Source organism: Kribbella sp. NPDC049227 (assembly GCF_043197265.1).
In the GTDB taxonomy this organism is placed as follows: Bacteria; Actinomycetota; Actinomycetes; order Propionibacteriales; family Kribbellaceae; genus Kribbella.
Genome location: NZ_JBICST010000001.1, coordinates 626,596 through 651,980 on the forward strand (window position 1 = coordinate 626,596; position 25,385 = coordinate 651,980).

At 69.4% G+C, this 25,385-nt stretch carries 29 protein-coding genes; 24 read left to right on the top strand and 5 right to left on the bottom strand.

What is annotated here, in order from left to right; translation table 11 throughout:
- The first annotated feature begins 254 nt into the window (after window positions 1-254).
- Complete coding sequence (gene tuf, locus ACGFH6_RS03150) at window positions 255-1,442, top strand: elongation factor Tu (RefSeq protein WP_393380034.1); 1,188 nt, start codon at window positions 255-257, stop codon at window positions 1,440-1,442.
- A gap of 51 nt (window positions 1,443-1,493) precedes the next feature.
- Here tuf and ACGFH6_RS03155 read toward each other — a convergent pair whose 3' ends face one another.
- The gene (locus tag ACGFH6_RS03155) at window positions 1,494-1,751 is read right to left on the bottom strand and encodes a DUF4031 domain-containing protein (protein WP_393380036.1); all 258 of its coding nucleotides are present in this window, start codon (window positions 1,749-1,751) and stop codon (window positions 1,494-1,496) included.
- A complete protein-coding gene (locus ACGFH6_RS03160; protein WP_393380038.1) occupies window positions 1,748-2,494 on the bottom strand; it encodes a copper homeostasis protein CutC in 747 nt (248 codons plus the stop codon). The genes ACGFH6_RS03155 and ACGFH6_RS03160 overlap by 4 nt, the downstream gene beginning before the upstream one ends.
- A 308-nt stretch (window positions 2,495-2,802) precedes the next feature.
- Between ACGFH6_RS03160 and ACGFH6_RS03165 the strand changes: the two genes are divergently transcribed.
- The 6 genes from ACGFH6_RS03165 to ACGFH6_RS03190 all read left to right on the top strand — a co-directional run bounded on the left by ACGFH6_RS03165 (window position 2,803) and on the right by ACGFH6_RS03190 (window position 7,106).
- Window positions 2,803-3,840, top strand: a complete 1,038-nt coding sequence (locus tag ACGFH6_RS03165) for a LacI family DNA-binding transcriptional regulator (protein ID WP_393380040.1) — start codon at window positions 2,803-2,805, stop codon at window positions 3,838-3,840.
- Window positions 3,841-3,955: 115 nt separating this feature from the next.
- A complete protein-coding gene (locus tag ACGFH6_RS03170; RefSeq protein ID WP_393380041.1) occupies window positions 3,956-4,171 on the top strand; it encodes a hypothetical protein in 216 nt (71 codons plus the stop codon).
- 83 nt (window positions 4,172-4,254) lie between these two features.
- Window positions 4,255-4,599, top strand: a complete 345-nt coding sequence (locus ACGFH6_RS03175; RefSeq protein WP_131360716.1) for a hypothetical protein — start codon at window positions 4,255-4,257, stop codon at window positions 4,597-4,599.
- A gap of 169 nt (window positions 4,600-4,768) precedes the next feature.
- A complete protein-coding gene (locus ACGFH6_RS03180; RefSeq protein WP_393380042.1) occupies window positions 4,769-5,164 on the top strand; it encodes a hypothetical protein in 396 nt (131 codons plus the stop codon).
- Entirely contained in the window at window positions 5,161-5,586 is a 426-nt protein-coding gene (locus tag ACGFH6_RS03185; RefSeq protein WP_393380044.1) for a hypothetical protein, read from the top strand. The genes ACGFH6_RS03180 and ACGFH6_RS03185 overlap by 4 nt, the downstream gene beginning before the upstream one ends.
- Window positions 5,583-7,106, top strand: a complete 1,524-nt coding sequence (locus ACGFH6_RS03190) for a multicopper oxidase domain-containing protein (RefSeq protein ID WP_393380045.1) — start codon at window positions 5,583-5,585, stop codon at window positions 7,104-7,106. The genes ACGFH6_RS03185 and ACGFH6_RS03190 overlap by 4 nt, the downstream gene beginning before the upstream one ends.
- Window positions 7,107-7,182: 76 nt before the next feature.
- Here ACGFH6_RS03190 and ACGFH6_RS03195 read toward each other — a convergent pair whose 3' ends face one another.
- Window positions 7,183-7,671: a Clp protease N-terminal domain-containing protein gene (locus ACGFH6_RS03195; protein ID WP_393380046.1), complete on the bottom strand. Its 489-nt coding sequence runs from the start codon at window positions 7,669-7,671 to the stop codon at window positions 7,183-7,185.
- Window positions 7,671-7,895, bottom strand: a complete 225-nt coding sequence (locus ACGFH6_RS03200; RefSeq protein WP_360444900.1) for a hypothetical protein — start codon at window positions 7,893-7,895, stop codon at window positions 7,671-7,673. Before ACGFH6_RS03200 ends, ACGFH6_RS03195 begins: the two co-directional genes overlap by 1 nt.
- A gap of 124 nt (window positions 7,896-8,019) precedes the next feature.
- On the opposite strand from ACGFH6_RS03200, the gene ACGFH6_RS03205 reads away from it, so the two are divergent.
- From ACGFH6_RS03205 to ACGFH6_RS03220, 4 genes are read left to right on the top strand one after another with little or no spacing between them, the layout of a single operon-like run.
- Window positions 8,020-8,358 (top strand): metalloregulator ArsR/SmtB family transcription factor, encoded by a 339-nt coding sequence (locus tag ACGFH6_RS03205; RefSeq protein ID WP_360444897.1) that lies wholly within the window; start codon window positions 8,020-8,022, stop codon window positions 8,356-8,358.
- Between the two features lie 48 nt (window positions 8,359-8,406).
- Complete coding sequence (locus ACGFH6_RS03210) at window positions 8,407-8,874, top strand: SRPBCC family protein (RefSeq protein ID WP_393380048.1); 468 nt, start codon at window positions 8,407-8,409, stop codon at window positions 8,872-8,874.
- A 3-nt stretch (window positions 8,875-8,877) separates the two neighbouring features.
- Complete coding sequence (locus tag ACGFH6_RS03215; RefSeq protein ID WP_393380049.1) at window positions 8,878-9,483, top strand: dihydrofolate reductase family protein; 606 nt, start codon at window positions 8,878-8,880, stop codon at window positions 9,481-9,483.
- Window positions 9,484-9,485: 2 nt separating this feature from the next.
- Entirely contained in the window at window positions 9,486-10,076 is a 591-nt protein-coding gene (locus ACGFH6_RS03220) for a dihydrofolate reductase family protein (RefSeq protein ID WP_393380051.1), read from the top strand.
- On the opposite strand, the gene ACGFH6_RS03225 is transcribed toward ACGFH6_RS03220, so the two are convergent.
- Window positions 10,055-10,693 (bottom strand): peptidyl-tRNA hydrolase, encoded by a 639-nt coding sequence (locus ACGFH6_RS03225; RefSeq protein WP_393380053.1) that lies wholly within the window; start codon window positions 10,691-10,693, stop codon window positions 10,055-10,057. The two genes, ACGFH6_RS03220 and ACGFH6_RS03225, sit on opposite strands and share 22 nt — an antisense overlap.
- 62 nt (window positions 10,694-10,755) lie before the next feature.
- Between ACGFH6_RS03225 and ACGFH6_RS03230 the strand changes: the two genes are divergently transcribed.
- The 13 genes from ACGFH6_RS03230 (at window position 10,756) to ACGFH6_RS03290 (ending at window position 25,370) form a co-directional block, all read left to right on the top strand.
- Window positions 10,756-11,547 carry a thymidylate synthase gene (locus ACGFH6_RS03230; RefSeq protein ID WP_393380054.1) on the top strand — a complete coding sequence of 264 codons (792 nt, stop codon included), beginning with the start codon at window positions 10,756-10,758 and terminating at the stop codon, window positions 11,545-11,547.
- Window positions 11,548-11,694: 147 nt separating this feature from the next.
- On the top strand, window positions 11,695-12,966 hold the full coding sequence (locus ACGFH6_RS03235) for a toxic anion resistance protein (protein WP_131360734.1): 1,272 nt from the start codon (window positions 11,695-11,697) through the stop codon (window positions 12,964-12,966).
- 39 nt (window positions 12,967-13,005) lie between these two features.
- Window positions 13,006-13,581, top strand: coding sequence for a hypothetical protein (locus ACGFH6_RS03240; protein WP_131360736.1), 576 nt, complete (start codon window positions 13,006-13,008; stop codon window positions 13,579-13,581).
- Window positions 13,578-14,969, top strand: coding sequence for an AAA family ATPase (locus ACGFH6_RS03245; RefSeq protein WP_393380056.1), 1,392 nt, complete (start codon window positions 13,578-13,580; stop codon window positions 14,967-14,969). Before ACGFH6_RS03240 ends, ACGFH6_RS03245 begins: the two co-directional genes overlap by 4 nt.
- Complete coding sequence (locus ACGFH6_RS03250) at window positions 14,966-16,306, top strand: hypothetical protein (RefSeq protein WP_393380058.1); 1,341 nt, start codon at window positions 14,966-14,968, stop codon at window positions 16,304-16,306. Before ACGFH6_RS03245 ends, ACGFH6_RS03250 begins: the two co-directional genes overlap by 4 nt.
- A complete protein-coding gene (locus ACGFH6_RS03255; protein WP_393380060.1) occupies window positions 16,303-17,292 on the top strand; it encodes a transporter substrate-binding domain-containing protein in 990 nt (329 codons plus the stop codon). Before ACGFH6_RS03250 ends, ACGFH6_RS03255 begins: the two co-directional genes overlap by 4 nt.
- Entirely contained in the window at window positions 17,289-18,413 is a 1,125-nt protein-coding gene (locus ACGFH6_RS03260) for a hypothetical protein (RefSeq protein WP_393380062.1), read from the top strand. Before ACGFH6_RS03255 ends, ACGFH6_RS03260 begins: the two co-directional genes overlap by 4 nt.
- Window positions 18,410-20,779: a tetratricopeptide repeat protein gene (locus ACGFH6_RS03265; RefSeq protein ID WP_393380063.1), complete on the top strand. Its 2,370-nt coding sequence runs from the start codon at window positions 18,410-18,412 to the stop codon at window positions 20,777-20,779. The genes ACGFH6_RS03260 and ACGFH6_RS03265 overlap by 4 nt, the downstream gene beginning before the upstream one ends.
- On the top strand, window positions 20,764-21,834 hold the full coding sequence (locus ACGFH6_RS03270; protein ID WP_393380065.1) for a protein phosphatase 2C domain-containing protein: 1,071 nt from the start codon (window positions 20,764-20,766) through the stop codon (window positions 21,832-21,834). The genes ACGFH6_RS03265 and ACGFH6_RS03270 overlap by 16 nt, the downstream gene beginning before the upstream one ends.
- A gap of 15 nt (window positions 21,835-21,849) precedes the next feature.
- Window positions 21,850-23,127, top strand: coding sequence for a VWA domain-containing protein (locus tag ACGFH6_RS03275; protein ID WP_393380066.1), 1,278 nt, complete (start codon window positions 21,850-21,852; stop codon window positions 23,125-23,127).
- The gene (locus ACGFH6_RS03280) at window positions 23,124-23,861 is read left to right on the top strand and encodes an FHA domain-containing protein (RefSeq protein ID WP_393380068.1); all 738 of its coding nucleotides are present in this window, start codon (window positions 23,124-23,126) and stop codon (window positions 23,859-23,861) included. Before ACGFH6_RS03275 ends, ACGFH6_RS03280 begins: the two co-directional genes overlap by 4 nt.
- 38 nt (window positions 23,862-23,899) lie before the next feature.
- On the top strand, window positions 23,900-24,589 hold the full coding sequence (locus ACGFH6_RS03285; protein WP_393380069.1) for a Crp/Fnr family transcriptional regulator: 690 nt from the start codon (window positions 23,900-23,902) through the stop codon (window positions 24,587-24,589).
- Window positions 24,573-25,370 (top strand): NADP-dependent oxidoreductase, encoded by a 798-nt coding sequence (locus tag ACGFH6_RS03290; RefSeq protein ID WP_393380070.1) that lies wholly within the window; start codon window positions 24,573-24,575, stop codon window positions 25,368-25,370. Before ACGFH6_RS03285 ends, ACGFH6_RS03290 begins: the two co-directional genes overlap by 17 nt.
- The last annotated feature ends 15 nt before the right edge of the window (window positions 25,371-25,385 follow it).

A 25,385-nucleotide genomic window follows, 5' to 3' on the forward strand; every position in this document is an offset into this window, starting at 1 on the left:
TACCGTGACGCACATGTTCCGCGTGGTTTTCGAGTACGACCTGTCAGGCACCGGCCTGACGGGCGCTCCCACGTGGGCTGCGTCAGTCGATTCAGCAGCCTTTACCGGCGCGCGAAGCCGACCCTCCTCCTGCTGAGCAGGACCCGCGGAGGAGGGTGGACCGCTCACCGGCCCCCTCCCGTGCGGTGACAGCTGCGGGAGGCCTGCCGGAGGGTCCTGGCTCTTCGAATCTTCTGACCAGCAAAGGAAAACTCATGGCCAAGAGCCAGTTCGTGCGGACCAAGCCGCACCTCAACATCGGAACGATGGGTCACGTCGACCACGGCAAGACCACTCTGACCGCCGCGATCACCAAGGTGCTCGCCGAGCGCGACCCGGCCGTCAACCGGTTCGTCGCGTTCGACGGCATCGACCGGGCGCCGGAGGAGGTCGCGCGCGGGATCACGATCAACATCTCGCACGTCGAGTACGAGACCGCGACCCGGCACTACGCGCACGTCGACATGCCCGGGCACGCCGACTACGTGAAGAACATGATCACCGGCGCCGCTCAGGTGGACGCCGCGATCCTGGTCGTCTCCGCGCAGGACGGCGCCATGCCGCAGACGCGTGAGCACGTGCTGCTCGCGCGCCGGGTGGGCGTGCCGTACCTGGTGGTCGCGCTGAACAAGGCGGACACCGTCGACGACCCCGAGCTGCTCGACCTGGTCGAGCTGGAGGTCCGTGAACTCCTGTCGGAGTACGGCTTCCCGGGCGACGACGTACCGGTCGTGCGTGTCTCCGGACTGCGGGCGCTGGAAGGCGACCCGCGCTGGACCGCCGCGATCGGTGAGCTGCTGGACGCGGTGGACACCTATGTCCCGGTGCCGGACCGTGAGCTGGGCGAGCCGTTCCTGATGCCGATCGAGAACGTCCTCACCATCAGCGGCCGCGGCACCGTGGTCACCGGTGCGGTCGAGCGCGGTTCGCTGAAGCTCGGCGACCCGGTCGAGGTGGTTGGCCTCGGTCCGACAGTCACCAGTACGGCGATCGGTCTCGAGACGTTCGGCAAGTCGCTGGAGTCCGCGGACGCGGGCGACAACGCGGCTGTGCTGCTGCGTGGCATCAAGCGCGACGAGGTCCGTCGCGGCCAGGTCGTAGCCCTGCCGGGCACAGTGCACCCGCACCGGAAGTTCCGGGCAACCCTGCACGCCCTGTCCACAGCCGAAGGCGGCCGCCACAGCCCCTTCGGAGCGGACTACCGCCCGCAGTTCTACTTCCGCACGACGGATGTCTCCGGCGGTATCGACCTGGGCGAAATCACCCTCGTCATGCCAGGCGACACCATCGACCTGACGGTAGAACTGGAGAAGCCCATCGCCATGAACACCGGCCTAGGCTTCGCAGTCCGAGAAGGCGGCCACACCGTAGCCGCCGGCACAGTCACAGAACTCCTCGACTGACCAACGGCCCCCAACCGCACAACGGTTGGGGGCCGTTCTGCTTGTTTGGGGTCAGGGGCGTTTGCGGTGGCGGAGGCCGGCTGTGGTTAGGCGACGGACTAGTTCTCGGCTGGAGACTGGGACTGCGCCGGCGGCGATCAGGGCGTCGTACTGGTCGCTGGGGACGTCGTAGTGGTCTCGGTCGAAGCCTCGAGCGGGGATGCCGGCGGCTTTGGCGAAGGCGTGGAGTTCTTCGTAGGACTCGTCGCTGACGAGGTGGGACCAGACGCGATTCCACGCCGGCCAGGCCGGCGGGTCGATGAGGATCATTCGCGCGGATCCCCGGCGTCGAGGTCAGGATCGTTCTGGTGGCCGCGAGCGTCTTGGGCGTCCAAGAGGTTGCGCCAGGATCGGACGAAACCGGAGTTCACGTAGGCCTTGGTCCAGGAGCCGTCTTGGCGGACCGAGGAGCCGACGTGAAAGCGCCGTACGCCGGACTGGTGGAGCCACGGGACGTGCTCGGGACGGAGTGAGCCGCCGGCCATCATCACCCCGGCGATCGCGGGGTCTTCCTTGGCGAGCTTGCACAGGTCGTCGAGGCCGTGCGTGACGCCGAGAGCTGATCCGGCCGTGAGTACGCAGTCCAACCCGGGCAGCGATCGCAACGCGCGCCACGCCTGAGCTTGCTCCAGTACGGCGTCAATCGCGCGATGGAAGGTCCACGGCGTACTGGCGAAGGTGCTTGCCAACGCCGCCGCAGACTCGACGTCCACCTGGTTGTCCGGGGTCAGGAAGCCCAGCACGAATCCGTCCGCGCCGGCCGCCAGGTAGGACTGCGCCGACGCGGTCAGACGGTTGAGTTCGGCGCCGTTGGTCACGAAGGAGTCGGACAGACGCAACATCACCCGCAGCGGGAGATCGGTCGACCGCCGGATCGCGCTGACCGTGGACACCGACGGGGACAATCCATCGGCCTCCATCGACGCGCACAGCTCCAGCCGGTCCGCCCCACCCTCCTGCGCCGCCTCCGCATCCGCCGGATGCAGCGCGATCACCTCCAGCAACGAACCCATGCACGCCATCATCCCGCACACAACAGAACGCGCGGAGATGGACACGGACAACGCCATCCAACTGCTGCGCCGGCAGGTCGGGGAGTCGGATCACGTACCGACGGACGGGTGGTCCCGCAGTGACGCCGACGCCCGGCCGCCCGATCCACGCCTGACGCCCCGGGCGGGAGCGCACCACCACCCGTTCGTCGGTACATCCAGAAAGGTGTTGCACTCCCGGGGAGCCTTCTGTATCGTTTTTCTAGAACGATCTAGAAGAACGATACAGAAGACTGTCACGAGGCAGTCCACGACCAAGAGGCGGAGAGATGGCGGGAGTCACGCTGAAGACGGTGGCCAAGGCCGTTGGCGTATCACCGTCGACTGTGTCCAACGCGTACAACAAGCCCGACCAGCTGTCCGTCGCCCTGCGCGAGCGGATCCTGGACACCGCCCGGGAGCTGGGGTACTCCGGCCCCGACGCGTCTGCGCGGGCTCTGCGCAGTGGGAAGGCCGGAGCGGTCGGGGTGCTGTTCACCGACAAGCTCGCCTACGCGTTCTCGGACCCGTACGCGGTCGGCTTCCTGGCCGGTCTGGCCGAGGTCGCCGAGGAGTTCAGCACCAGCCTGCTGCTGATGCCGCTCAGCTCGACCGACATCGCGGGCGGCAGCAACGCAGTGCAGCAGGCGGCCATCGACGCGGCGGCGATCTTCTGCGTGCCCGGCGGCCACCCGGCCCTGGACATCCTTGCGAACCGCGGCATCCCAGCCGTGTCCACCGACCGAGGCGACCACCCGGATCTGTCCTGGGTCGCGATCGACGAGGTGGAAGCGGCCGCCCAGCTGGGCGAGCACCTGGCCCGGCTCGGACACCGCGACGTGGTCGTGCTGGTCGACAACGCCGAGGCGGCCGGCGGCAATCCGGTCGAGCTCAGCGTGGACGAGGTCGGCTACACCGACTGCGAGCTGCGGATCCAGGGCCTGCAGAAGGCGATGCCCGATGCCAGGCTGCGGATCGTCTCCGGCGGTCACAACGCGTTCAGTTCCGGCCGCACGGGCGCCGAATGGGTGCTCGACTCACAGGACCGGCCGACCGCGATAGTCGGACTGAGTGACGTCCAAGCGCTCGGCGCACTGGAGGCGATGAGGGTACGCGGACTGGTCCCCGGCCGGGACCTGACGCTGGCCGGATTCGACGACATCCCGGCGGCCGATGCGGCTGGACTGACCACGGTCCACCAACCGATCCGGGAGAAAGGCCGTGCGGTCGGCAGGATCCTGCTGGACCCGGCGGTCACCGAGCGACAGCTCCTGATGCCGACAGAGCTGATCGTCCGCGCCAGTAGCGGACCAGCCCCGAAGGCCTGACAACCACACATCACCACCCAGGACCCACAAGGGTTCCCGGGCCGATACCGCACGACTTCCGACGGCCGCCCGGCCGCCGGCCGACCCAACACGCTCTCAGGAAGGGAGCAGAACCATGACGTACTTCGTCGCCGGTAACACCGCAGTCGAGAACGCCCGCGCCTTGGCGCAGTCGGCACTCCCGAACGCTCCCCAGCAGCCGTACGACGAGCCGGTCGCACGCCACCGCATCACGGTCCGGATCAGCGCAGTACTTCGATCCGCCGCCCAGCGCCAGCTCGGTCTCGCGGAGCGCCTCGACCCGAGTCCCACCTGCCCCACCACCGGCTGAGCCCGGTTGCAGGTGGACACCGAACCCCACGCCCGGCACCGGGCGTGGGGTTTTGTCGGTGCGGTCTGGCACTCTGTAGGGCGATGAGTGAGCCAGGGGTGTTGCTGACCGCCCGTGCCATGGTCCTGCATGACCTGGCCGCGCGGGGGTTCGACGACGCGGTGATGGTGTCGGTGCTCGAGGACGCCGTGGCCGGCCGCCAGTGGTGGCTGGACCAGTGGCCGGACGGCGCCGAGCACATCGCCGGCCTGGTCGCGCAGGACGTGCAGGACCGCCTGGTCGACTCGGGTGTGCGCTGGCCGCGTTGTACGGCGTGCGACGACCTGCACGATCACGAGCTCCGGATCGAGCCCGAGCTCGGCCCCGACCCGCACTGGGTCTGCGAGCGCGCCGGCATCTCGGTCGCGCCCCTCGGCCGCCTCACCTGACCCCGCTCCGCCCAGCGAAGGCACGCTGAAGGGTCATCTTCCGCTTGACCTCAAGAATCCTTGAGGTTTGACGGTGAGGTCCATGACTTCACCCGATCACACCCAGAGTGGCACCCCAGGGATATACCTGATTGCGCTACATGTAGACAGCCTACTATTGTCTGTCTACATGAAGGCTCTCGCCCCTCTCCGCTTGGTCGCCGGGCTGCATGCTGTCGCGATCTGCCTGCAGCCAGTCCTCGCCGGCGCCTACCTCAACGGCGAAGGTCCCGCGTTGCGGATGCACGAGCCGATCGGTCTCTCCCTCGCCGGCCTCGGACTCATCCAGTTGCTCATAGCAACGGCCTGGTGGCGCACCGGCGGCCGTGGGATCGCAGCGTTGGTATCCCTGCTGATCCTGGCCGGCGAGGTGCTCCAGATCGCGATGGGCTACAGCCGCCAGCTGGCCGTCCACATCCCACTCGGCGTCGCTCTGGTGGCCACCACGGTCGCGTTCGCCGTCTGGATCAACCGGCAGCGAACCCCGGCCCGCCGCCGCACCGAGCAGACGGAGGTCAACGCGTGACCACGCTCGCCGTCGAGAAGCAGGTACGACGCCCGCGCGCGACCCTGTGGGCACTCCGGATCACGCTTCTGCTGCACGCCGCACTCGCGATCGCGCAGCCGATCTTCGCCGGCTACTTCCTGTCCGGCGACGTCGATGCGATCACCACGCACGCCGCGATCGGCGGGACCATCTGGATGGTGGCGATGATCCAGATCGTCGTGGCGGTCCTCTACTGGCGCCCCGGCGGTGGGCGGTTCTGGCCGACCTGGTTCACCGTCCTGCTGTTCTTCGCCGAGTTCGCGCAGGCCATCTTCGGCTACCAGCAGAACTTCTCCTTCCACGTCCCACTCGGCACCGCCATCGTCATCAGCATCGTCTGGATGGCTGTCTGGTCGTTCCGCCCCACCGCACGCCTGAGTCGCCAGGAGGCCAAGAAATGAAGCTGTCCCGCCGCGGTTTCCTGGCCGTTGCCGGCGGCACCGGTGCCGCCCTGACTCTGACGAACTGCGGCCTCGAGGCAAGCCCTGGACAGGCGGGCGAACTGCTCCGCAGCAAGGCACCGCTCCCCAAGCCCTTCCAGGTCCCGCTCCCGATCCCGCCGGTGAAGAAGCCGGTCCGCCGCGACGCCCTCGCCGACTACTACCGCGTCGTACAGAAGAAGGCGAACGTCGAGATCCTCCCCGGTCTCAGGACCGAGGTGATGGGGTACGACGGCCTCCTGCCCGGGCCGACGTTCGACGTACGGAGCGGCCGGACAACTGTGATCGAGCAGGTCAACGAACTCGACGTGTCGACCGTCGTCCACCTGCACGGCGGCCACACTCCGGCCGCGAGTGACGGTTGGCCGCTCGATCTCCTCATGCCGGCCGACAGCCAGGGCCAACACGCCGGGCACCACACCATGACTGGTGGCGACATGAAGACGGGCAGCCGGACGTACACCTACCCGAACACGCAACGAGCCGCCATGCTCTGGTACCACGACCACACGATGGACTACACCGCTCCACAGCTGTACCGCGGCCTGTTCGGACTGCACATCGTCCGCGACGACGAAGAGGACCGTTTGCCTTTACCCACAGGCGATCGCGAGATCCCGCTGGTGATCGCGGACCGCGCATTCGACGACAACGGGGCGTTCCTCTACCCCGTGGCCAAGGACGGCGTCGGCGTCGAATCGCAGTACATGGAAGGTGTCATTGGTGACGTGACACTGGTGAACGGCGCGCCGTGGCCGGTGCACGAGGTGGACGCGGTCCGCTACCGGCTGCGCTTCCTCAATGCGAGCAACGCCCGTCGCTACGAGCTTGCCTTCGACAACGGACCGGCGAAGTTCGTCCAGATCGGCAGCGACGGCGGGCTGCTCGACAAGCCGGTCGAACACAAGACGCTGGTGGTCGCGCCCGCGGAGCGCTTCGACGTGATCGTGGACTTCTCGCAGTACCAGCCGGGCGACGAGGTCACGCTGGTGAACAAGCTCGACGGCAGCGCGAACGTGATGCGGTTCAAGGTCGCCCGCAAGGCCGCCGACGAGAGCCGCATCCCGGACAAGCTCTCGTCGTACGCCGCCGTCCCCGAACCGGCCGGCCTGACCAAGCGGCTGTGGCGGTTCCGGCGCGGTGACGCGGGCGGGCACAAAGGGTGGACGATCAACGGCAAGGCGTTCGACCCGAAGGTGATGCAGGCGCAGGTGAAGCTCGACCAGTACGAGGTGTGGTCGTTCGTCACCGACGTCCATCACCCGGTCCACGTCCACCTCGCGCCGTTCCAGGTGCTGCGGCGGGGCGGCGGCGATCCCGGCGAGTACGACGGCGGCTGGAAGGACACCGTCGACATCCGGCCCGCCGAGGTGGTCGACGTACTGGTCAAGTTCACCGCCCACAAGGGCAAGTACCTGATCCACTGCCACAACCTCGAACACGAGGACATGGCGATGATGGCCGCCTTCGAGACGATCTAGGTACGCCGGAGGTCGAGTGATCCGGCCACCAGGCCGCATTGCGGGAGGCGATGCCTGGCGGCCGGACGTGTGTTCGTCAGTGGTCGCCTGCGGCGAGGGCCTCGGCGGCGCGGGCACGGAGGGCGGCGCGGTCGACGCCGGCGGCCTGGAGCGCACGGGCGACCCGGCCGCGTTCGGTGTCGAGGATGCCGACCAGGATGCGCAGAGGGCCGAGCCGGCCGGCCGGCTTCGGGGGTGCGTCCATGGCGCGCTTGAGCAGCAGCCGGGTCGAGTCGCCGATGTGCGGGTTGCGACTCTCGTCCGGTGTTGCCTCGGGCAACAAACCGATCCGGACCGCGATGCCGGCGACGGCCAGGCTCTGCTCCCACTCGCGATCCAGGGCGGCCCGGATCGTCTCCTCGGTGAGACCGGCCTCGGCCAGCATCCGGGCGGCGGACGTGGTCCGGGTCGCGGCCAGCGCGAGCAGCACATGCTCGGCCTCGATCGACCGGGAACCGTCCCGCCGCGCCACCGTGCGGGCTTCGCGCACCAGCAGCGCGCGCACGTCCTTCGCATCCGACGCCATCAACGCCTCCTCAGGGCGACGCCCGCGGCGACCAGCCGCCGGGCGTGCTTCTTGTGCACGGCCTGCCGGGTGACCCCCAGCACCTCGGCCACGTCGGACCAGCTCCAGCCGGCCCGCATCGCCTGCTCCACCTGGCTGTCCTCCAGCCGGTCGGCCAGCCGGCGCAACGCGACCACCGCGGCCAGACCCGCCGCGGGGTCCTCGGGATCCACCAACTCGGTCATATAAGCAACTTAGGTTGACACTCTCGCTCTGTCAACCAAAGTTGCTAAAACCTGGCTCTTGACGCCCCGCGCCGATCGTCCCTATATTCAACATATCGGTTGATCAAGGAGATGGTTGATAAAGATGTCAGTTGATGACGAGCAGCTCGACCGGGCGTTCACCGCCCTCGGTGACCCGGTCCGGCGAGCGATGATCGCGCGACTGTCCCGCGGTCCGGCCACCGTGAACGAACTGGCCGAACCGTTCCCGATCACCAAGCAGGCGGTGTCGCGCCACATCCAGGTGCTGGAGACCGCCGGGCTGATCACCCGGACGCGGGACGGCCAGCGCCGTCCCTGCCATCTGGTGCCGGCCGCGCTCGAGGCACTGACGAGCTGGATCGACGAGTACCGGTTGGAGACCGAACGTCGCTTCCGCCGGATGGACGCCTTGCTCCAGACAGTGCGAGAGCAGGAGCAGTGAAGGAAAGCACAGAGAAGTGATGAGAGCGAACCGCAAAGGAGCAGGAAGATGAGCACCACGATCAACACCCCCGCAGGCACGCCGTTCGTCGAGGTCACCCGCGAGTTCGACGCCACCCCGGCGCAGCTGTTCAAGATCAGCACCGACCCGGACCTGGTCGCCCAGTGGATGGGCCCGCGCAACCTCGAGATGACCGTCGAGAAGTACGACGTACGCCCCGGCGGCAGCTACCGCTACATCCACCGTGACGACTCCGGTGAGTACGCCTTCCGCGGTGTCTTCCACACCGTCGAGCAGGACAAGCTGGTCATCCAGACCTTCGAGTGGGAAGGCGCTCCCGGCGAGGTCTGCCTGGAGAAGATGACCTTGGAGCCGACCGAGACCGGCGTCCGGCTGCACCAGCGCTCGGTGTTCCCGTCGGTCGAGGCCCGCGACCAGTCGATCGAGTACGGCATGGCGGACGGCATCCGCGACTCGATGGACCGGCTGGCCGAGCTGCTCGCGAAGCAGGCCTGACCGATGGGCCAGGTCGTCGTCGACATCTCGGTCTCCCTGGACGGCTACGTCACCGGGCCCAACGTCAGCATCGACAACGGGCTCGGCGACGGCGGCGAGGTCCTGCACCACTGGGCCTTCCAGGGCAACGCCGAGGACAACGCCGTACTGGACGCCGCGTTCGCGGCGACCGGTGCGGTCATCCAGGGCCGGAACCTGTTCGACGTCATCGACGCCCCGCAGGGCTGGAGCGACGAGATGGGGTACGGCGCGAAGCCCACAGGCGAGGTCAATCCGCCGGTGTTCGTCGTCACCCACTCCGCGCCGGCCAAGACCCGGCTGGGCGACCGCTTCCGCTTCGTCGGCAGTCCGGAGGAAGCCGTCGCACAGGCCAAGGAAATTGCCGGAGACAAGGATGTCTTCGTGATGGGCGGCGGGCAGGTCTGCCACCAGGTCCTCGCCGCCGGACTGGCCGACGTACTGCAGTTGCATGTGGCACCTGTTGTGCTGGGTGGCGGGACCAGGTTGTTCCCGGCCGAGCCTGCTCAGGCCGTCGAGGTCGAACTGGTCGAAGCGGTGTCCACGCCGGCCGCGCAGCACCTCACCTACCGAGTCGTGAAGGGAAAGTAGCCATGGGCAACGTCATTGCCTCCGCCGTGGTGTCACTGGACGGGTTCGTCGCGGACACCGAGGACGGCGTCGGACCGTTGTTCGACTGGTACAACAACGGTCCGGTCGAGATCTACGGCACCGACCAGGGCCGGCCGTTCCACGTCAGCCAGGCCAGCGCGGACTACATGAAGTCGACCTGGCCGAACATCGCGTCGTGCGTGATCGGGCGACGGCTGTTCGACATCACGAACGGCTGGAACGGCGTACCCGCGGTGGGTGACCACGTCTTCGTGGTCACCCACGAGCCGCCGACCGACTGGCCTTTCCCGGACGCGCCGTTCACCTTCGTCAACGGGATCGAGAACGCGATCGCGCAGGCCAAGGAACACGCCGGCGACCGCGACGTCAGCGTGACCGGTGGCAACCTCACCGGCCAGGCGATCACGGCGGGGCTGGTCGACGAGATCGCGTACAGCCTGGTCCCGGTGCTGTTCGGCACCGGCCGCAAGTTCTTCGGCGACTATGTCGGGCCGCAGGTCATGCTCGACGATCCGCGCGTGGTCCAGGGCGACCGCGTCACCCACCTGCACTACCGCGTGAGCAAGGGATGATCCGCGATGACGGTCCGGGACCCGGGCTCCACCTCAGTGAAGCCCGCGTCCTGGACCACCGGTAGTCCACTGGCCAGCAAGCTCTCCCACCGCGCCGCGCTCGCAGTGCGCACCGCCAGCGCGAAGTCCGCAGCAGCCCAGGCCTTCTGCCCCACTGTCGACAGCGCCCACCAGGCGAGCTGCGCACCATGACCGCACTGCGCCATCGCCTTGCCGCTGGACATCTCCAGTTCCGGATTGATCCACAGGACGGGTACGCCGGGCTCGGGCGCCGTTGGGTCCTCGGGGTCTTCGAAGTCGGTGCCACTCACCTGCAGGTTGGCTAGTTCCGACGGTACGGCGTCCACCGTGGTCGGCGGGAAGACACGGACTTCCGCGGTCACACCGGTCATCGTGATGCCGGGAACGGATTCGGCCCGGCGCCACTCGACACCACGGCACCGCTTGACGATCTTCCGGATCCGATCGTCCTGCCAGGCGGTCATCGCCTCGGCCCACTCCCCCTCACCGGTCGAGCGGTCGTCGGCCAGGATCGCCAGGACCGCGCGCGCCGCCGTCTCCAGCGCGTCGGTCTGCGCCGGCCGAGCGTTCTTCTCCACCCGAACCACCAGCGTCATCACATGCTCCACGCTGTGAGTCTTTCAAACTTCCTGTCGGTCGATGGGGGTAGGTTGGCGGCATGCAGCAGTACCTGGATCTTCTACGGCACGTGCTGGACAACGGGGTGCGGAAGGGCGACCGGACCGGGACCGGCACGCTGAGCGTGTTCGGCCACCAGTCGCGCTACGACCTCCGCGCCGGATTCCCGGCGGTGACGACGAAGAAGCTGCATCTGCGGTCGGTGATCGGCGAGCTGATCTGGTTCCTCAGTGGCTCGACCAACGTCAAGTGGCTGCACGAGAACAACATCTCGATCTGGGACGAGTGGGCCGACGCCGACGGCGAGCTGGGTCCGGTGTACGGCTACCAGTGGCGGTCCTGGCCGACGCCGGACGGTCGGCACGTCGACCAGATCGCCGGCGTGATCGAGTCGATCAAGAAGAATCCGGACTCCCGCCGGCACATCGTGAACGCGTGGAACGTCGCGGACGTGGACAGCATGGCGTTGCCGCCCTGTCACACCATGTTCCAGTTCTACGTCGCCGACGGCCGGCTGTCCTGCCAGCTCTACCAGCGCTCGGCCGACATCTTCCTCGGGGTGCCCTTCAACATCGCGTCGTACGCGCTGCTGACCCACATGGTCGCCCAGCAGACCGGGCTCGAGGTCGGCGACTTCGTCCACACGCTCGGTGACGCACACCTGTACCTGAACCACCTCGACCAGGCCCGCCTGCAGTTGACCCGGGAGCCCCGCGCGCTGCCGACCTTGCAGCTGACACCACGCGACTCGATCGACTCCTACGAGATCGCCGACGTCGAGCTGACCGGCTACGACCCGCACCCCGGCATCAAGGCCCCGATCGCCGTCTGACCAGGTCGCTGAGCCGTCAGCGACAACGACTACGCAACGGGACCGTCACTTGGGCCTGGAACCGCGTAGATTGTGTGCGCGTCACGGAGGTGACAGTGCGCGCGGGTGACGGGGACGCCGCGCGGAGGCCACCGGAGGGGAACGACGATGACCGAAGCCGACAACACACCAGGTACGCCGGCAGCCGCGGCCGCCGCGCAGCCGGCCATGTCGCCGCTGCAGCCGCCGACCGCGACCGCGCCGGGGCTGATACTGACCGCGCCGCCGCCGTCACAGCCGGTTGCCGCGACCGCCGCACCGAGCCTGGCGCCGGCCGTTGACGCTGCCGCCCTGCCCGGCCTCGACGCGAAGGTGGACACCTTCCTCACCGCGCTGATGTCGGCCGAGCCGCGCTCGCCGGAGTTCGCGGCCAAGGCCAGTGACGTCCGCAGCATGGGTGACGTCGACATCCGCGCCGCCGCCGACAGCTCGAACCGGCTGCTCAAGTCGCCGGTGCGGGCGCTGCAGGAGGGCGGCCTGTCCGAAGGCTCGACCGTCGGCAAGACGCTGCTCGAACTGCGCCGTACGGTCGAGGACCTGGACCCGAAGGAAGCGACCGGGCCGAAGAAGCTGCTCGGGATGATTCCGTTCGGCGACAAGATCGAGGACTACTTCCGCAAGTACCAGAGCGCGCAGAGCCACCTCGAGGGCATCCTGCACGCGCTGCGCAACGGCCAGGACGAGCTCGGCAAGGACAACGCCGCGCTGAACCTGGAGAAGCAGCAACTCTGGGACGCGATGACCCGGCTGAACCAGTACGTGTACGTCGCCGAGCGGCTGGACTCGAGGCTGTCCGCGGCCATCGCCGAACTGGAGGCGACCAACCCGGACAAGGCGAAGGCCTTCCGCGAGGACGTGCTGTTCTACGTCCGGCAGAAGCACCAGGACCTGCTCACCCAGCTGGCCGTGTCGATCCAGAACTACCTGGCCATCGACATCGTGATCAAGAACAACATCGAGCTGATCAAGGGCGTCGATCGCGCGTCGACCACGACGGTCTCGGCGCTGCGTACGGCGGTCATCGTGGCGCAGGCCCTGAGCAACCAGAAGCTGGTGCTGGACCAGATCAGTGCGCTGAACACGACCACCAGCAACATGATCGAGCGCACCTCGCAGATGATGAAGGACAACTCGGTGGCGATCCAGCAGCAGGCCGCGTCGGCGACGATCGGGCTGCCGCAACTGCAGGCCGCGTTCGCGAACATCTACGCGACCATGGACGCGATCGACACGTTCAAGGTGGAGGCGCTGGACAACATGGCCGCCACCATCGGCACGCTGGAGACCGAGGTGACCAAGTCCCGGAGCTACCTGGAGCGGGTCGCCCAGCAGGACCAGCGGGTCGTTCACGGCAGTCTCGATCTCGACCTCGGTCGCTGAGTCGCGGCCGCCGGGGACGACAGCTAGCGAGGGGACTGCATGGCGCTCGGTGACTTCTTGGCGCGGCTGACCGGCCGCAAGCAGGAGCCCGAGCCTGCCCCGACCCCCCGCGCACCGACGAACGACGACCTGTTGGCGGCGCTGGTCCGCGTCGAGCAGTTGGTGGCGGACGGCGCCGTACCGGCCGTGGTCGCGTCGCGGGTCGGACGGGTGGTCCGAGTGGTGCGGGAGACGATCCCGCGGCTGGGGAACCTCGGCGGGAGCGCCCAGGCGTACTCGGTGATGGCGACCGCGACGGACTACCTGCCGGAGGCGATCGGTGGCTACCTACGACTGCCGCGGCAGTGGGCGGACACGCGGCCGGTGGACCGGGGCAAGACGTCGCTGATGATCCTGATCGACCAGTTGGACCTCCTGGGCGCAACGATGGACAAGGTGTTCGACGCGGTGAACCGGGCCGACGCGGCGGCGCTGATCGCCCATGGCCGGTTCCTGCAGGAGAAGTTCGGCACCGGCTCCACCGGTGGCGGCCTGGCCCTCGGGCCGACGGCCTCGACCCCGCCACCAGACATCACCGGACCACTACAACCACCACCGGGACGAGGAGAGGCATGAGCGGCGAGGGGGGACTCCGCGAGGCACTGACCGAGCTGCTGGCCGTGGCCGGCCGGGCCGGTGTCGCCGAGGACCGCGCCCGCTCCGAGGCGCTGTCGCTCGCGGCTGCGCTGGCCGAGTCGGCGCCAGGCGCGCCGGCTGACTGGAGCAAGGTGGTCGAGGGCGCGACGACGCAGGACTTCTTCGACGCCGCCGTCCGCGGCCGTCGCTGGCGCGGTGCGCCGACCGGCGCGCTGAGCGAGCTGATCGCCGACGGCTCGGCCGAGAAGGTCGCCTACGCGGAGGCCCTCGCGGAGGTGGCGTCGGCGGCGTGCACGCTGGGCGAGCCGACGATGCGGGTCGTGGGCAACGCCTCGGTCGCGGCGGCGGCACAGCTGCAGGCAGCAGGCGCCCGCCCGCTGCAGGTCGGCACGATGCCGACAACTCTCCCGACCGGCAACCCGGCGTCGCCCGCCGCGGGCCAAGCACAGGCAGCTGCGCGGACGGCGACGCAGCCGGCCGTGGAGGCCGAGCCGCCGAAGACAGTGGAAGAGCTGCTGGCCGAGCTGGACGAGTTGACCGGTCTGGAGCGGGTCAAGCGGGAGGTGCACCGGCAGGTCGCCGTACTGCGGGTGGAGAAGCTGCGGACCGAGGCAGGACTGAAGAGTCCGACCATCACGCGGCATCTCGTGTTCGTCGGCAACCCTGGCACGGGCAAGACCACGGTGGCGCGGCTGGTGAGCGGGATCTACAAGGCGCTGGGCCTGCTGTCGAAAGGGCAGCTGGTCGAGGTCGACCGGTCCGAGCTGGTCGCCGGGTATCTGGGCCAGACCGCGACGAAGACCGCTGAGGTGGTCGCGTCCGCGGCCGGCGGGGTGCTGTTCATCGACGAGGCGTACAGCCTGACTTCGGGAGACACCGGCGCCGATCAGTACGGGCGTGAGGCGGTCGACACCCTGGTCAAGGAGATGGAGGACCGGCGCGACGACCTGGTCGTGATCGTTGCCGGATACCCCGAGCCGATGGAGACCTTCATCGCCGCGAACCCTGGACTGGCCAGCCGGTTCCGGACCACGATCGCGTTCGACGACTACAGCGACGACGAGCTGACCGACATCCTGACCGGGCTGTCGGAGGGCGCCGACTACGAGTTGGTGCCGCAAGCACTCGAGCGGTTCCGGGAGATCCTGGCCGGCACGCCGCGGGATCGCTCGTTCGGCAACGGGCGGTTCGCCCGGAACGTGCTGGAGGCCGCGATCGGCCGGCATGCCTGGCGGCTGCGCGACGTGACGGCACCCACCAAGGACCAACTGCGTCAGATCCTCGCCGAGGACCTCAGCGACGAAGCCGAGGACCACACCGACGTACCTGAGCAGGTCGAGCAGGACGAGCAAGGAGACGAGGCGTGACCCAGACACAGAGTGCGCCGCAGCCCGCGACCTGGTCGCCGCCGGCCCAGCAGCCCGGTACGCCGGCTGTGCAGCCGGCCACCTCTCAGACCGCGAGCCGGCGGAACGCGATCGCCCGGTGGTTCGACGGCACGCCCGGCCGGATGCGCGCCATCCTGATCCTGGCCGCGGCCATGAGCGTCGTCTTCGGCCTGTGCGCGGCGCAGGGGTTCCGTCAGTCCGACGGCGCCCTCACACGCGCCGAGGAGAACGCCGCCCAACTCGTCCGGATCCAGGAGATCCACACCAACCTGGTCAGCGCCAACGCCGACGCGACGAACGCCTTCCTGGTCGGCGGTCTCGAGCCACCGGCGCAGCGCCAGCACTTCGTCGACTCGATGGCGTCGGCCGCGGGCCTGATCGCCGAGGCCGCCACCGCGCAACCCGCGGACCAGGAGGCGCTCGGCGCGCTCAACAAGACGCTGCTGACGTACCAGGGTCTGATCGAGCAGGCACGGGCGAACAACCGCCAGGGTCTCCCGATCGGATCGCAGTACTTGAGAGACGCGAACGCGGTCCTGCAGAACGACTCGCTCCCGCTGGTCCAGGCGCTGGTCCAGGCGAACGAGGACCGGACCGCCGACGAGTTCGGCGCCGTCAGCGACGGCACCATCTGGGTCCTCGTGAGCGGCGTCCTCACGCTCCTGGTGTTCGCCCTCACCCTCCGCTGGCTGGCCCGGCGTACGCACCGCTACATCAACGTGCCGATCGCGGTCGGCGCCCTCCTCGTCCTGGTGACCGTGATCGTCGGCAGCGTCGCCCTGTCCTCCGCGGCCGGCGACGCCTCCGACACCGAGGCCGATGCCTACGCCGACACCCTGGCGATGTCCCGGGCCCGGATCGCGGCGTACGACGCCCGCTCGAACGAGAGCCTGACGTTGATCGCCCGCGGCTCGGGTGATGCCTTCGACAAGGCGTACCAGGCCGCGGCCGGCCGGGTCGAGGAGCAACTGGGCAAGCTCTCGGGGACGGCCGCCGACGACATCCGCACCGACTGGGATGCCTACCGGTCTGTCCACGCCGAGGTCCGGAAGCGGGACGGTGCCGGCCAGTGGGACAGCGCCGTGGACCTGGCCATCGGTACGTCGAAGGACCCGACCAACTCGGTCAAGACGTTCCAGGCCTTCGACCAGGGCTCGGCGGACGAACTGGCGAACACCAGCGCGGCGGTCACGTCCAACCTATCCGGCTCCCGCAACGGTCTCCCGCCGATCGGCTGGCTCGGCCTGCCGATCGGCATCGCGGCGGCGTTGCTCGTCGCCTGGGGCATGTCGCAGCGACTGGAGGAGTACCGATGAAGAAGCTCACCCCGGTCGTGGTCGTGGCCGCTCTCCTCCTGACAGCCTGCAGCTCCGGCAACTACGACGCCACCCAGATCCCCGCCAAGCCTGCCCCGAAGGCCACCACCGCGGCACCGCCCGCTCAGCCCAAGCCGTGCGCGGACGGCCAGGACCCGTTGGCGTCGTACGCACCCGACGCCAACGTGCCCGCCCCCGGAAGCGCGATGCCGGCCGGGACGATCCTGGAGAAGATCCAGAAGCGCGGCCGCCTGATCGCCGGAGTCTCCGCCGACAGCCTCAACCTCGGCTCGCGGAATCCGATCACGGGCCGGATCGAGGGCTTCGACATCGACATGATCAACATGGTCGCGGACGCGATCTTCGGCCCGCCCGCGCCGGGCGAGCCGCACAAGGTCGAACTGCGGGTGATCTCCAGCCCGCAGCGGATCCCGTTGCTGATGGACGGTGCGGTCGACATCGTCGCCCGGAACATGACCATCAACTGTGCCCGCTGGGACCAGATCGCCTTCTCCGCCGAGTACTACCGCTCCGGCCAGAAGACGCTGGTGCAGTCCGACTCGACGGCGAAGGGCGTCGCCGATCTGTCCGGTCAGACGATCTGCGCGCCGGCGGGGTCGACCAGTCTGGACAACCTGAAGCGCAAGAACCCTGCGGTCAAGCCGATCACCGCCGACTCCGACACCGGCTGCCTGGTGCTGTTCCAGCAGGGCAAGGCGGCCGGCATCTCCGGCGACGACACCGTGCTGGCCGGCGATGCGGCTCAGGACCCGTACGCCAAGATTCTCCCGGAGCGGTTCAGCGACGAGCCGTACGGTCTCGGCTTCCAGAAGGGGCACCCCGAGTTCGTGCGGCTGGTGAACAAGGCGCTCGCGGACATGAAGGCCGACGGCCGCTGGCAGGCCTCGTACACCAAGTGGCTCGGCAAGCTGGGCAAGACGAATCCGCCGGCACCGATCTACGGCCGGACCCAGGGCCTGTCATGACCGTTCGTACGCCGACTGCCTCGGCGCCGGCGCCGCCGGGGAAGATGGGGAGCAGCGTTCCCGCGACGGAGCTGCTCTCGTTCCTCGACGCGCTGGGGACGTGGCGTGACCGGCGGAAGGCGGAGCTGGACGAGCTCGACCAGGCCGCGCTGCACTCCCCCGAGGCCGACGCGCTCAGTGCGGACGTCGTACTCGCGATGGCGGTCTGGAAGGCGGTGTCGGATCGGTACGAGCTGATCCTGATCACCTGGGACTCAGGCCGGGTCGGGTCGAAGGAGACCGAGCGGATCAGCACCTTGATCTGGGGCGGTCTCGACACCGGCGGCGCCGGCGGGTCGCTCGCGGTTTCGTTGCCTGAGGCATGCAAGTTGTCGGATGCGCTGGCGTCCAGTCTGCGGGCCAAACTCGCACTGGAGCCGGGTGACGCCGATCGGGCCGCCCGGCTGCGGCAGTTGCGAGCCCAGGTCGAGCGGATCAACGACCTCGTCAAGCTGGAGCCGGCCGGCACCCGCAACGCCGCGATCGCGGAGCACCACGACCTCGATCGCCGGGTGACCGACCTGGCCGATCGGAACAAGCGCGGCGCGGACATCGGCGGGCTGATCGGCCCACTGGAGATCGACCTGGCCCGCTGCGAGCGGGACCTGATCGTCGGTGCTGCGACCCGCAAGGAGCGCGCGGCCGATGTCGCGCGTGCCCGGTCGCTGCGCAGCGAACTGGAGGCACAGGGTCAGGCAGTGCGCAGTCTTGCCGACAAGGCGGTCGCCACGGTCATGCCGGCCCCGCGGCTCGCCGTACCTGATGTGACTGCGCTCGGACCGGTGCCGAACACGCCGTCCGAACTGGAGAAGTACCTGACCCGGCTGGACGCCGTACGACGTGCGCTCGGTCAGGCACAGGCGGCGTACGGCGCCGTACTGGAACGCCGGGACGAACTGGCTGCCCGGCTGGACGCGTACCAGGTGAAGGCGGCGAGTGTTGCTCCAGGCAATGAAGATCTCGCCGAGCTGTACCGGCGCGGCCGTGCGGTGATCGAGTCGGAACCGGTGGAGCTGGCCCGGCTGGGTGCACTGGTGACGGCTTACCAGGCCTACCTGGAAGCCACAGGAGGGACGAAATGACGACGACCATCGCCTGTACGCAGCCCGGTTGCACCGGGAGCATCCAGGACGGGTACTGCGACGTGTGCGGCTCGCCCGCGACCAGTCCGAGCCCGTCGACCGGCGCGTGCACACAGCCCGGCTGCACCGGCACGTTCGTGGACGGCTACTGCGACGTCTGTGGCACACCGGCACCCTCTGGTGCGGTCAGCCCGTCCGCTGTTGCCGGAGCCCCTAGCGTCACCACGCCAGACATGCCGGACCCGATCAGCAGCGCTTCAACGGTTTCGCGCGCCTCCAACCGGCTCGCATCGACCCCGCTCGGCTCGGCCCGCGCGGTCGCGGCCGGCTCGAAGCTGACCCGCAAACTCGGTACGTCGTCCACACGGCTGCGCGGAGCGAGACTCGGCGCCGGGCTGACCCAGGTGCCGTCGATCCCCGCAATCGACGCCAGCAAAGCGATCCTGGTGAACCCGATGGTCCCCGAGGACCGCCGGAACTGTCCGAGCTGCGGCCATGAGGTAGGTCGCGCCCGCGGCGACCAGCCGGGCCGGACCGAGGGCTTCTGCCCGAAGTGCCGGAGCAAGTTCTCGTTCTCGCCGAAGCTGCACGCCGGTGACCTGGTCGGCGGCCAGTACCAGGTGGCCGGCTGCCTGGCCCACGGCGGCTTCGGCTGGATCTACCTGGCCCGGGACAAGAACGTGTCCGACCGATGGGTGGTTCTGAAGGGCCTGCTCAACTCCGAGGACCCGGACGCGGTCGCCGCCGCGATCGCCGAGCAGCAGTTCCTGGCCCGCGTCGAGCACCCGCTGATCGTCGAGATCTACAACTTCGTCACCCACGACGGCGCCGGCTACATCGTGATGGAGTACGTCGGCGGCACCTCGCTGAAGACGTTGCTCAAGCAACGGATGGCTGCGAACCACGGGCAGTACGACGCCCTGCCGATCGACCAGGCGATCGCGTACATCCTCGAGATCCTGCCCGCGTTCTCGTACCTGCACGACCTCGAGCTGCTGTACTGCGACTTCAAGCCGGACAACATCATCCAGGTCGGCGACGCGGTCAAGCTGATCGACCTCGGCGGGGTCCGGCGGATCGACGACCTCGACTCGGCGATCTACGGCACGGTCGGGTTCCAGGCCCCCGAGGTGGCCGAGGTCGGCCCGTCGGTCGCGTCCGACATCTACACGCTCGGCCGGACGTTGTGCGTGCTGGCGATGGAGTTCCGCGGCTACCAGTCGCGGTACGTCGACTCGCTGCCGCCGGTGAACGAAGTACCGCTGTTCCAGAAGTACGACTCGGTGTACCGGCTGCTGGCGAAGGCGTGTGCGAAGGACCCGGCGGACCGGTTCCAGACGGCCGACGAGTTCCGCGTGCAGCTGCTCGGCGTACTGCGGGAGGTCGTCGCGGACAAGCAGGGCGACAAGGCGGCGCGGCACTCGGCGTCGTCACTGCTGTTCGGCACACCCGGCGACAAGTCGGCGGGGGTGGGAGACCAGGTCGCGCCTTGGCAGCAGCTGCCGTCGCTGGCGCCGGACGACAGCGACAAGATGGCCGGCTGGCTGAAGACTGTGAGCGTCCCGGACGCCGGCAAGCGGCTCGAGCTGCTGGTGGACGCGCCGGAGTCCTCGGCACAGATCCTGCTGGAGATCGCGGAGGCGGCGCTCGAGGTGGGCCAGGAGCGCTACGACATGGTCGACACCGCGGTGTCCGACCTGCTCGCCGAGGACCCGTGGGAGTGGCGGGCGGTCTGGATGGCCGGACTGGTCGCTCTGGCCCGCGGCGACGCGCCCGGTGCGCAGTCGGCTTTCAACGCCGTTTACGGCCAGGTGCCGGGTGAGCTCGGGCCGAAGCTGGCGCTGGCGATCGCCTGCGAGCAGAGCGGCGAGTACGACGTTGCCGAGGGCCTCTACCTCACCTGCGCCCGCACGGACGCCAACTACATCGCGCCCTCGGCGTTCGGTCTGGCCGCCATCCGCACGCAGCGCAACGACCTCGACGGAGCCCTGGCCGCACTCGACCTGGTGCCGCGAACCAGCGGCGCGTACGTGCGGGCCCGTCGCCAGCGAGCCGGTCTGCTGGCAGGATCGGGGCGTGGCCTGCCCGCGCTCGCTCAGGCGATGGACAGCATCGACGCGCTGACCATCGACCCGGTCGACCGGGCCAACCTGGCCGCGGACGTGTTCCGGACCGCGCTGGCCGAGGTCCAGCAGTCCGGTCCGCAGAAAGGACTGCAGATCGACGGACGGGAGGCGACCGAGCCGGCCCTGCGGGACGGGCTCGAGGCCACCTACCGGCAGCTGGCCGACCAGGCCGAGAGCCGGCCGGAACGGATCGCCCTGGTCGACCAGGCCAACGAGGTTCGAGGATGGACGTTGCGATGACGAGTACGACCCAGACGGTCTGCCCCAACTGTGGCGGGCACGTGTCCGAGGCCGATCGCTTCTGCGAGGCCTGCGGCGCCGAGCTCAACCCGACGGCAGCTGCCCCCGCCAGTCCTGCCCTGGACACCGACACCGAGCCAACGGTCGAGATCAGCACCGCCCCTGCGGCCGAGCCGGTCGGGCCGTGCCGGTCCTGTGGTGGTGCGATCGGCGCCGAGGGCTACTGCGAGACCTGCGGCACGAAGGCGAGCAAGCCGCGCGACCACTTCGACGAGCACCCCGCACCGTGGGTGGCCGGCGTGTGCGACCGCGGCATCCGGCACAGCCGCAACGAAGACGCACTGGCCATCGCGGCCGACGCGGAGCCGGGCAGCCGGGCGCTACTGGTCGTCTGTGACGGCGTGAGCTCGTCACTCGACTCGGATGTCGCCAGTCTGGCCGCGGCACGCGCCGCACGCGAGGTGCTGGTGGCCGGGCACGCCCAGGGCATCGGCACCGAGTCGTCGCACAGCAATGCGATCGTGGCCAGGCTGAAAGCGGCCGCCGACGCCGCCAATGACGCCGTACTGGACAACACGAGTCCGGACAGTCCGAACCCTGCGTCGTGCACGTTCGTGGCGGCCGTGCTGGAGGACGGTCTGCTGGTGGCCGGTGCGGTCGGGGACAGCCGCGCGTACTGGTTCCCGGACGAGGACGAAGCGGTCCCACTGACCGTGGACGACTCGTGGGCCGCGGAGCTGATCGCGACCGGTATCCCCCGTGCCGAGGCCGAGTCCGGTCCGCACGCGCACGCGATCACCCGCTGGCTCGGCAAGGACGCACCGGACCACACACCCCGGACCACCACGCTCCGCCCGGCCGGACCGGGCTGGATCCTGGTCTGCTCGGACGGGTTGTGGAACTACTGCTCCGAGGCGGCACCGCTGGCCGACCTCGTACGTCAGACCGCTGCGGCGCACGGTGGCGAGCCGCTGGCCACCGCGTCCGCCCTGGTCGACTGGGCCAACGCCCAGGGCGGCCAGGACAACATCACCGTCGCGCTTGCACGGATCTAAGGAAAGGACGCCGAGATGGCAGAGTTCTCCGCCACCGTCTACCAGAACGAGTTCCTGCCCGACGGCGGAACCGACGTACACGCGATCGTCACGGTGAACTGCAGCGGCGCCGGTGCGGCCGGGCAGTCCGGCAGCGGTGACGCCGGCGAGATCATCATCGTCGACACCTCCGGCTCGATGGGCGCCGACGGCGTCCGGGCCGCCGGGTTCGCCGCGCAGACCGCGCTCGACCAGATCCTCGACGGTGTCTGGTTCGCGGTGATCTCCGGCAACGACCGGGCCCAGTTGGCGTTCCCGCCGTCGCCGGAGCCGGTGATGGTCAGGATGGACCAGTTCACCCGGCAGGCGGCCAAGGACGCGGTGGCCCGGTTCTACGCCGACGGCGGGACCGCGATGGGCACCTGGCTGCGACTCGCGTCGCGGGTGTTCGCGACCGTACCGTCGCTGACCCAGAAGCACGCGATCCTGCTCACCGACGGCGAGAACCAGCACGAGACTCCCGAGGTCCTGACCGAGACCATCAAGGCGGTCACCGGCCAGTTCCAGTGCGACACCCGCGGTGTCGGCGTGGCCTGGCAGGTCGACGAGGTACGGCGGATCGCTCAGGCGCTGCTCGGCACGGTCGACATCATCCCGGCGCCGGACCAGCTCGCGGCCGAGTTCTCCAAGCTGATCCAGAACGCGATGAGCCGCGGTGTCGCGCAGGCCGACCTGCGGGTCTGGGCTCCGCAAGGTGCCGAGGTGCTCTTCGTCCGCCAGGTCGCGCCGACCGTCGAGGACCTGACGTCACGCCGTACGGCGATCAATCCGCTGACCGGCTCGTACCCGACCGGCTCGTGGGGTGACGAGTCACGCGACTACCACGTGGCGATCCGGCTGGCCGCCAAGGGGATCGGGCAGGAGCAGCTGGCCGCCCGCGTGCAGTTGGTGATCGGCGACGACGTGGTCGCACAGGGCCTGGTCAAGGCGCTGTGGTCGGCCGACGAGGCGCTGACCACGCGGATCAGCCCGGAGGTCGCGCACTACACCGGGCAGACCGAGCTGGCCGACGCGATCCAGGAAGGCCTGGCCGCCAAGGCCGCCGGTGACACCGCAACCGCGACCACCAAGCTCGGCCGCGCGGTCCAGCTGGCCGCCCAGACCGGCAACGAGGAAGCGACCACCCGGCTGCGCAAGGTGGTCGACATCGACGACCAGGAGGCCGGGACCGTGCGGCTGAAGCGGACCGTCGAGAAGGCCGACGAGATGGCACTCGATACGGCCTCCACCAAGACCACCCGGGTGAAGAAATGACGACGGTCAACTGTCCGAGCGGACACCCGTCCACCTCCACCGACTACTGCGACGTCTGCGGCCTGCCGATCGGCACCGCGGCAACCCCGGCGGCCGCCTCGGTGCCGGCACCCGCCGTTGCCGCACCGGCGCCTGCGCCCACTCCGGCCGCCCAGACCTGCCCGAACTGCTCGGAGCCGGCCGCCACGGACGCGCTGTTCTGCGAGAGCTGCGGCTACGACTTCACCACCGGCACCATGCCGCGCGCTGCGTCCTCACTCGACCTGTCCGCGCCTGGCGCGCCGGTGCCGCCGATGCCCCCGGCACCACCTGCCGAGGTCGCCGAATGGGTCGTCGAGCGGTGGGTTGATCCGGACTGGTACGCCGTACAGCAGAGCGACGACCCGTGTCCGTCGCCCGGCCTGCCGGTCGTGATCCCACTGAACGACAAGAGCGTGTTGGTCGGCCGCCCATCCCGCAGCCGCGGCATCACGCCCGAGGTCGACTGCGGAGACGACACCGGCGTCAGCCGCCGGCAAGCCCAACTCACGACCGACGGTCAGCGCTGGTGGGTCGAGGACCTCCAGTCCTCGAACGGGACCTACGTCGGGCCCGCGTCCGGACCGCTGCCCGAGGACCCGATCTCCCCTGGGCAGCGACGTGAGCTGAACCCGGACGACCGCGTGTACGTCGGCGCCTGGACACGTCTCGTCGTCCGCAAGTCCACCCCGGAAGAACGAGCCGGCCAAGCCTGAGGTTGTTGGGTGCGGCGGGTGGGTGGTGTTGTGAACACATGAGTGAATTCGAGCGCTTCCTGGCTCAGCTCCCGGCGGCCGAGGCGGCGTCCGGTCGCGAGGTGTTCCGGCCTGCGCGGGTCGAACGGGGTGAGCTGATGGTCCGAGCCGGCGACCGGCCCGACCGGGTCGGATTCGTCGAACGTGGGCTCTTCCGGCTGTATGCCACCGACCCGGCGGGGACCGAGCGGACGATGGGATTCCGTGCGGAGGGCGAGCTTGTCTGCGCCTACAGCGCGGCGCTGCGCAAGGAGGCCTCGCAGCTCACGATCGAGGCGCTCGAGCCGGCCGAGCTCATGGTCGCCCCGCGGTCCGGATACGACGCGATGGTCGCGGCGAACCCGGGCTGGCAGCGGCTCGTCGCCCGGCTCACCGAGGAGCTCTACCTGCGCGTCGAACAGCGGCAGAGCGAGCTGCTGCTGACCGACGCGACCGCACGGTACCGGCAGTTCCTGGCCGACCACGGCGCCCTCGCGACCCGGCTGACCCAGCGCCAGATCGCGTCGTACGTCGGTGTCACCCCCGAGGCCCTGAGCCGGATCCGGCGGCGATTGATCTCGATCAACGACGACCGGCCCGGCAGTGCCTACGGTCGGGAACATGACGACGATGCGCGTGATGGCAACCGATCGAGTCGGCCCCGGAGCGGTCCTTCGGCCGCACGCCCTTCCGGTGAGGCAGCCGGCTGACGGCGAGGTCCTGATCAAGGTCATGGCCGCGGCGGTCAACCAGGCCGACCTCGGCATGGTGGCTGGGAACTACCGCTGGTACGACGAACTCCGGCTGCCGCTCGTCCCCGGGTACGACGTGGCCGGCGTGGTCGAGGCGGGCGACTGGGAGGTCGGTGCCGCGGTGATCGCGAGCACCGGTCACTCCCGGACGCAGGTCGGCGGCTATGCGGAGTACGTGACGCTTCCGGCAGGACACGTGGCCGCGGCGCCGGCGAACCTCGACTCGGTCGAGGCCGCCACGCTGCCGCTGGCCGCACTCACCGCCCACCAGGCGCTGGACCTCCTCGATCTCGGAGCCGGCCAGACGCTCTTGGTCAACGGAGCACGTGGTGCGGTCGGACGGTTCGCGGCCGAGCTGGCTGTCGCTCGGGGAATCAGCGTCAACACACCAGACTCGACGACCACGCCCGCGCCCTCCTCGGCCGACGCCGCCTTGGACGTCGTCGGCGGCCCGCGGGCCCGTGCGGCGTTCGCCGCGGTCCGTGACGGCGGCAGGTATGTCACGGCGGTCCCGGAGTTCTGGGTCCCTGGCGGTCAGTTCACCCCGGCGCGCGGCATCGAGCCCACGATCGTCCGGGCCGAGCCCGACGGCCGGCGCCTGGCTGAGATCGCGCGTGCCGCCGAGGCCGGCCGCATCACCACGACCGTCGCCAAGACCTTCGCCCTCACCGAAGCCGCCGCTGCCCTTGACCTGCTGGGAGCAGGCGGCGTCCGCGGCAAGCTGGTCCTGATCCCCTGACCTCCTTCAGAACGA

Bases quoted from the DNA above. Each gene is read 5' to 3' on its own strand.
- tuf (WP_393380034.1), top strand. From the start codon at position 255: ATGGCCAAGAGCCAGTTCGTGCGGACCAAGCCGCACCTCAACATCGGA.
- ACGFH6_RS03155 (WP_393380036.1), bottom strand. From the start codon at position 1,751: ATGATCCTCATCGACCCGCCGGCCTGGCCGGCGTGGAATCGCGTCTGG.
- ACGFH6_RS03160 (WP_393380038.1), bottom strand. From the start codon at position 2,494: ATGGGTTCGTTGCTGGAGGTGATCGCGCTGCATCCGGCGGATGCGGAG.
- ACGFH6_RS03165 (WP_393380040.1), top strand. From the start codon at position 2,803: ATGGCGGGAGTCACGCTGAAGACGGTGGCCAAGGCCGTTGGCGTATCA.
- ACGFH6_RS03170 (WP_393380041.1), top strand. From the start codon at position 3,956: ATGACGTACTTCGTCGCCGGTAACACCGCAGTCGAGAACGCCCGCGCC.
- ACGFH6_RS03175 (WP_131360716.1), top strand. From the start codon at position 4,255: ATGAGTGAGCCAGGGGTGTTGCTGACCGCCCGTGCCATGGTCCTGCAT.
- ACGFH6_RS03180 (WP_393380042.1), top strand. From the start codon at position 4,769: ATGAAGGCTCTCGCCCCTCTCCGCTTGGTCGCCGGGCTGCATGCTGTC.
- ACGFH6_RS03190 (WP_393380045.1), top strand. From the start codon at position 5,583: ATGAAGCTGTCCCGCCGCGGTTTCCTGGCCGTTGCCGGCGGCACCGGT.
- ACGFH6_RS03195 (WP_393380046.1), bottom strand. From the start codon at position 7,671: ATGGCGTCGGATGCGAAGGACGTGCGCGCGCTGCTGGTGCGCGAAGCC.
- ACGFH6_RS03200 (WP_360444900.1), bottom strand. From the start codon at position 7,895: ATGACCGAGTTGGTGGATCCCGAGGACCCCGCGGCGGGTCTGGCCGCG.
- ACGFH6_RS03205 (WP_360444897.1), top strand. From the start codon at position 8,020: ATGTCAGTTGATGACGAGCAGCTCGACCGGGCGTTCACCGCCCTCGGT.
- ACGFH6_RS03210 (WP_393380048.1), top strand. From the start codon at position 8,407: ATGAGCACCACGATCAACACCCCCGCAGGCACGCCGTTCGTCGAGGTC.
- ACGFH6_RS03215 (WP_393380049.1), top strand. From the start codon at position 8,878: ATGGGCCAGGTCGTCGTCGACATCTCGGTCTCCCTGGACGGCTACGTC.
- ACGFH6_RS03220 (WP_393380051.1), top strand. From the start codon at position 9,486: ATGGGCAACGTCATTGCCTCCGCCGTGGTGTCACTGGACGGGTTCGTC.
- ACGFH6_RS03225 (WP_393380053.1), bottom strand. From the start codon at position 10,693: ATGACGCTGGTGGTTCGGGTGGAGAAGAACGCTCGGCCGGCGCAGACC.
- ACGFH6_RS03230 (WP_393380054.1), top strand. From the start codon at position 10,756: ATGCAGCAGTACCTGGATCTTCTACGGCACGTGCTGGACAACGGGGTG.
- ACGFH6_RS03235 (WP_131360734.1), top strand. From the start codon at position 11,695: ATGACCGAAGCCGACAACACACCAGGTACGCCGGCAGCCGCGGCCGCC.
- ACGFH6_RS03240 (WP_131360736.1), top strand. From the start codon at position 13,006: ATGGCGCTCGGTGACTTCTTGGCGCGGCTGACCGGCCGCAAGCAGGAG.
- ACGFH6_RS03245 (WP_393380056.1), top strand. From the start codon at position 13,578: ATGAGCGGCGAGGGGGGACTCCGCGAGGCACTGACCGAGCTGCTGGCC.
- ACGFH6_RS03255 (WP_393380060.1), top strand. From the start codon at position 16,303: ATGAAGAAGCTCACCCCGGTCGTGGTCGTGGCCGCTCTCCTCCTGACA.
- ACGFH6_RS03260 (WP_393380062.1), top strand. From the start codon at position 17,289: ATGACCGTTCGTACGCCGACTGCCTCGGCGCCGGCGCCGCCGGGGAAG.
- ACGFH6_RS03265 (WP_393380063.1), top strand. From the start codon at position 18,410: ATGACGACGACCATCGCCTGTACGCAGCCCGGTTGCACCGGGAGCATC.
- ACGFH6_RS03270 (WP_393380065.1), top strand. From the start codon at position 20,764: ATGGACGTTGCGATGACGAGTACGACCCAGACGGTCTGCCCCAACTGT.
- ACGFH6_RS03275 (WP_393380066.1), top strand. From the start codon at position 21,850: ATGGCAGAGTTCTCCGCCACCGTCTACCAGAACGAGTTCCTGCCCGAC.
- ACGFH6_RS03280 (WP_393380068.1), top strand. From the start codon at position 23,124: ATGACGACGGTCAACTGTCCGAGCGGACACCCGTCCACCTCCACCGAC.
- ACGFH6_RS03285 (WP_393380069.1), top strand. From the start codon at position 23,900: ATGAGTGAATTCGAGCGCTTCCTGGCTCAGCTCCCGGCGGCCGAGGCG.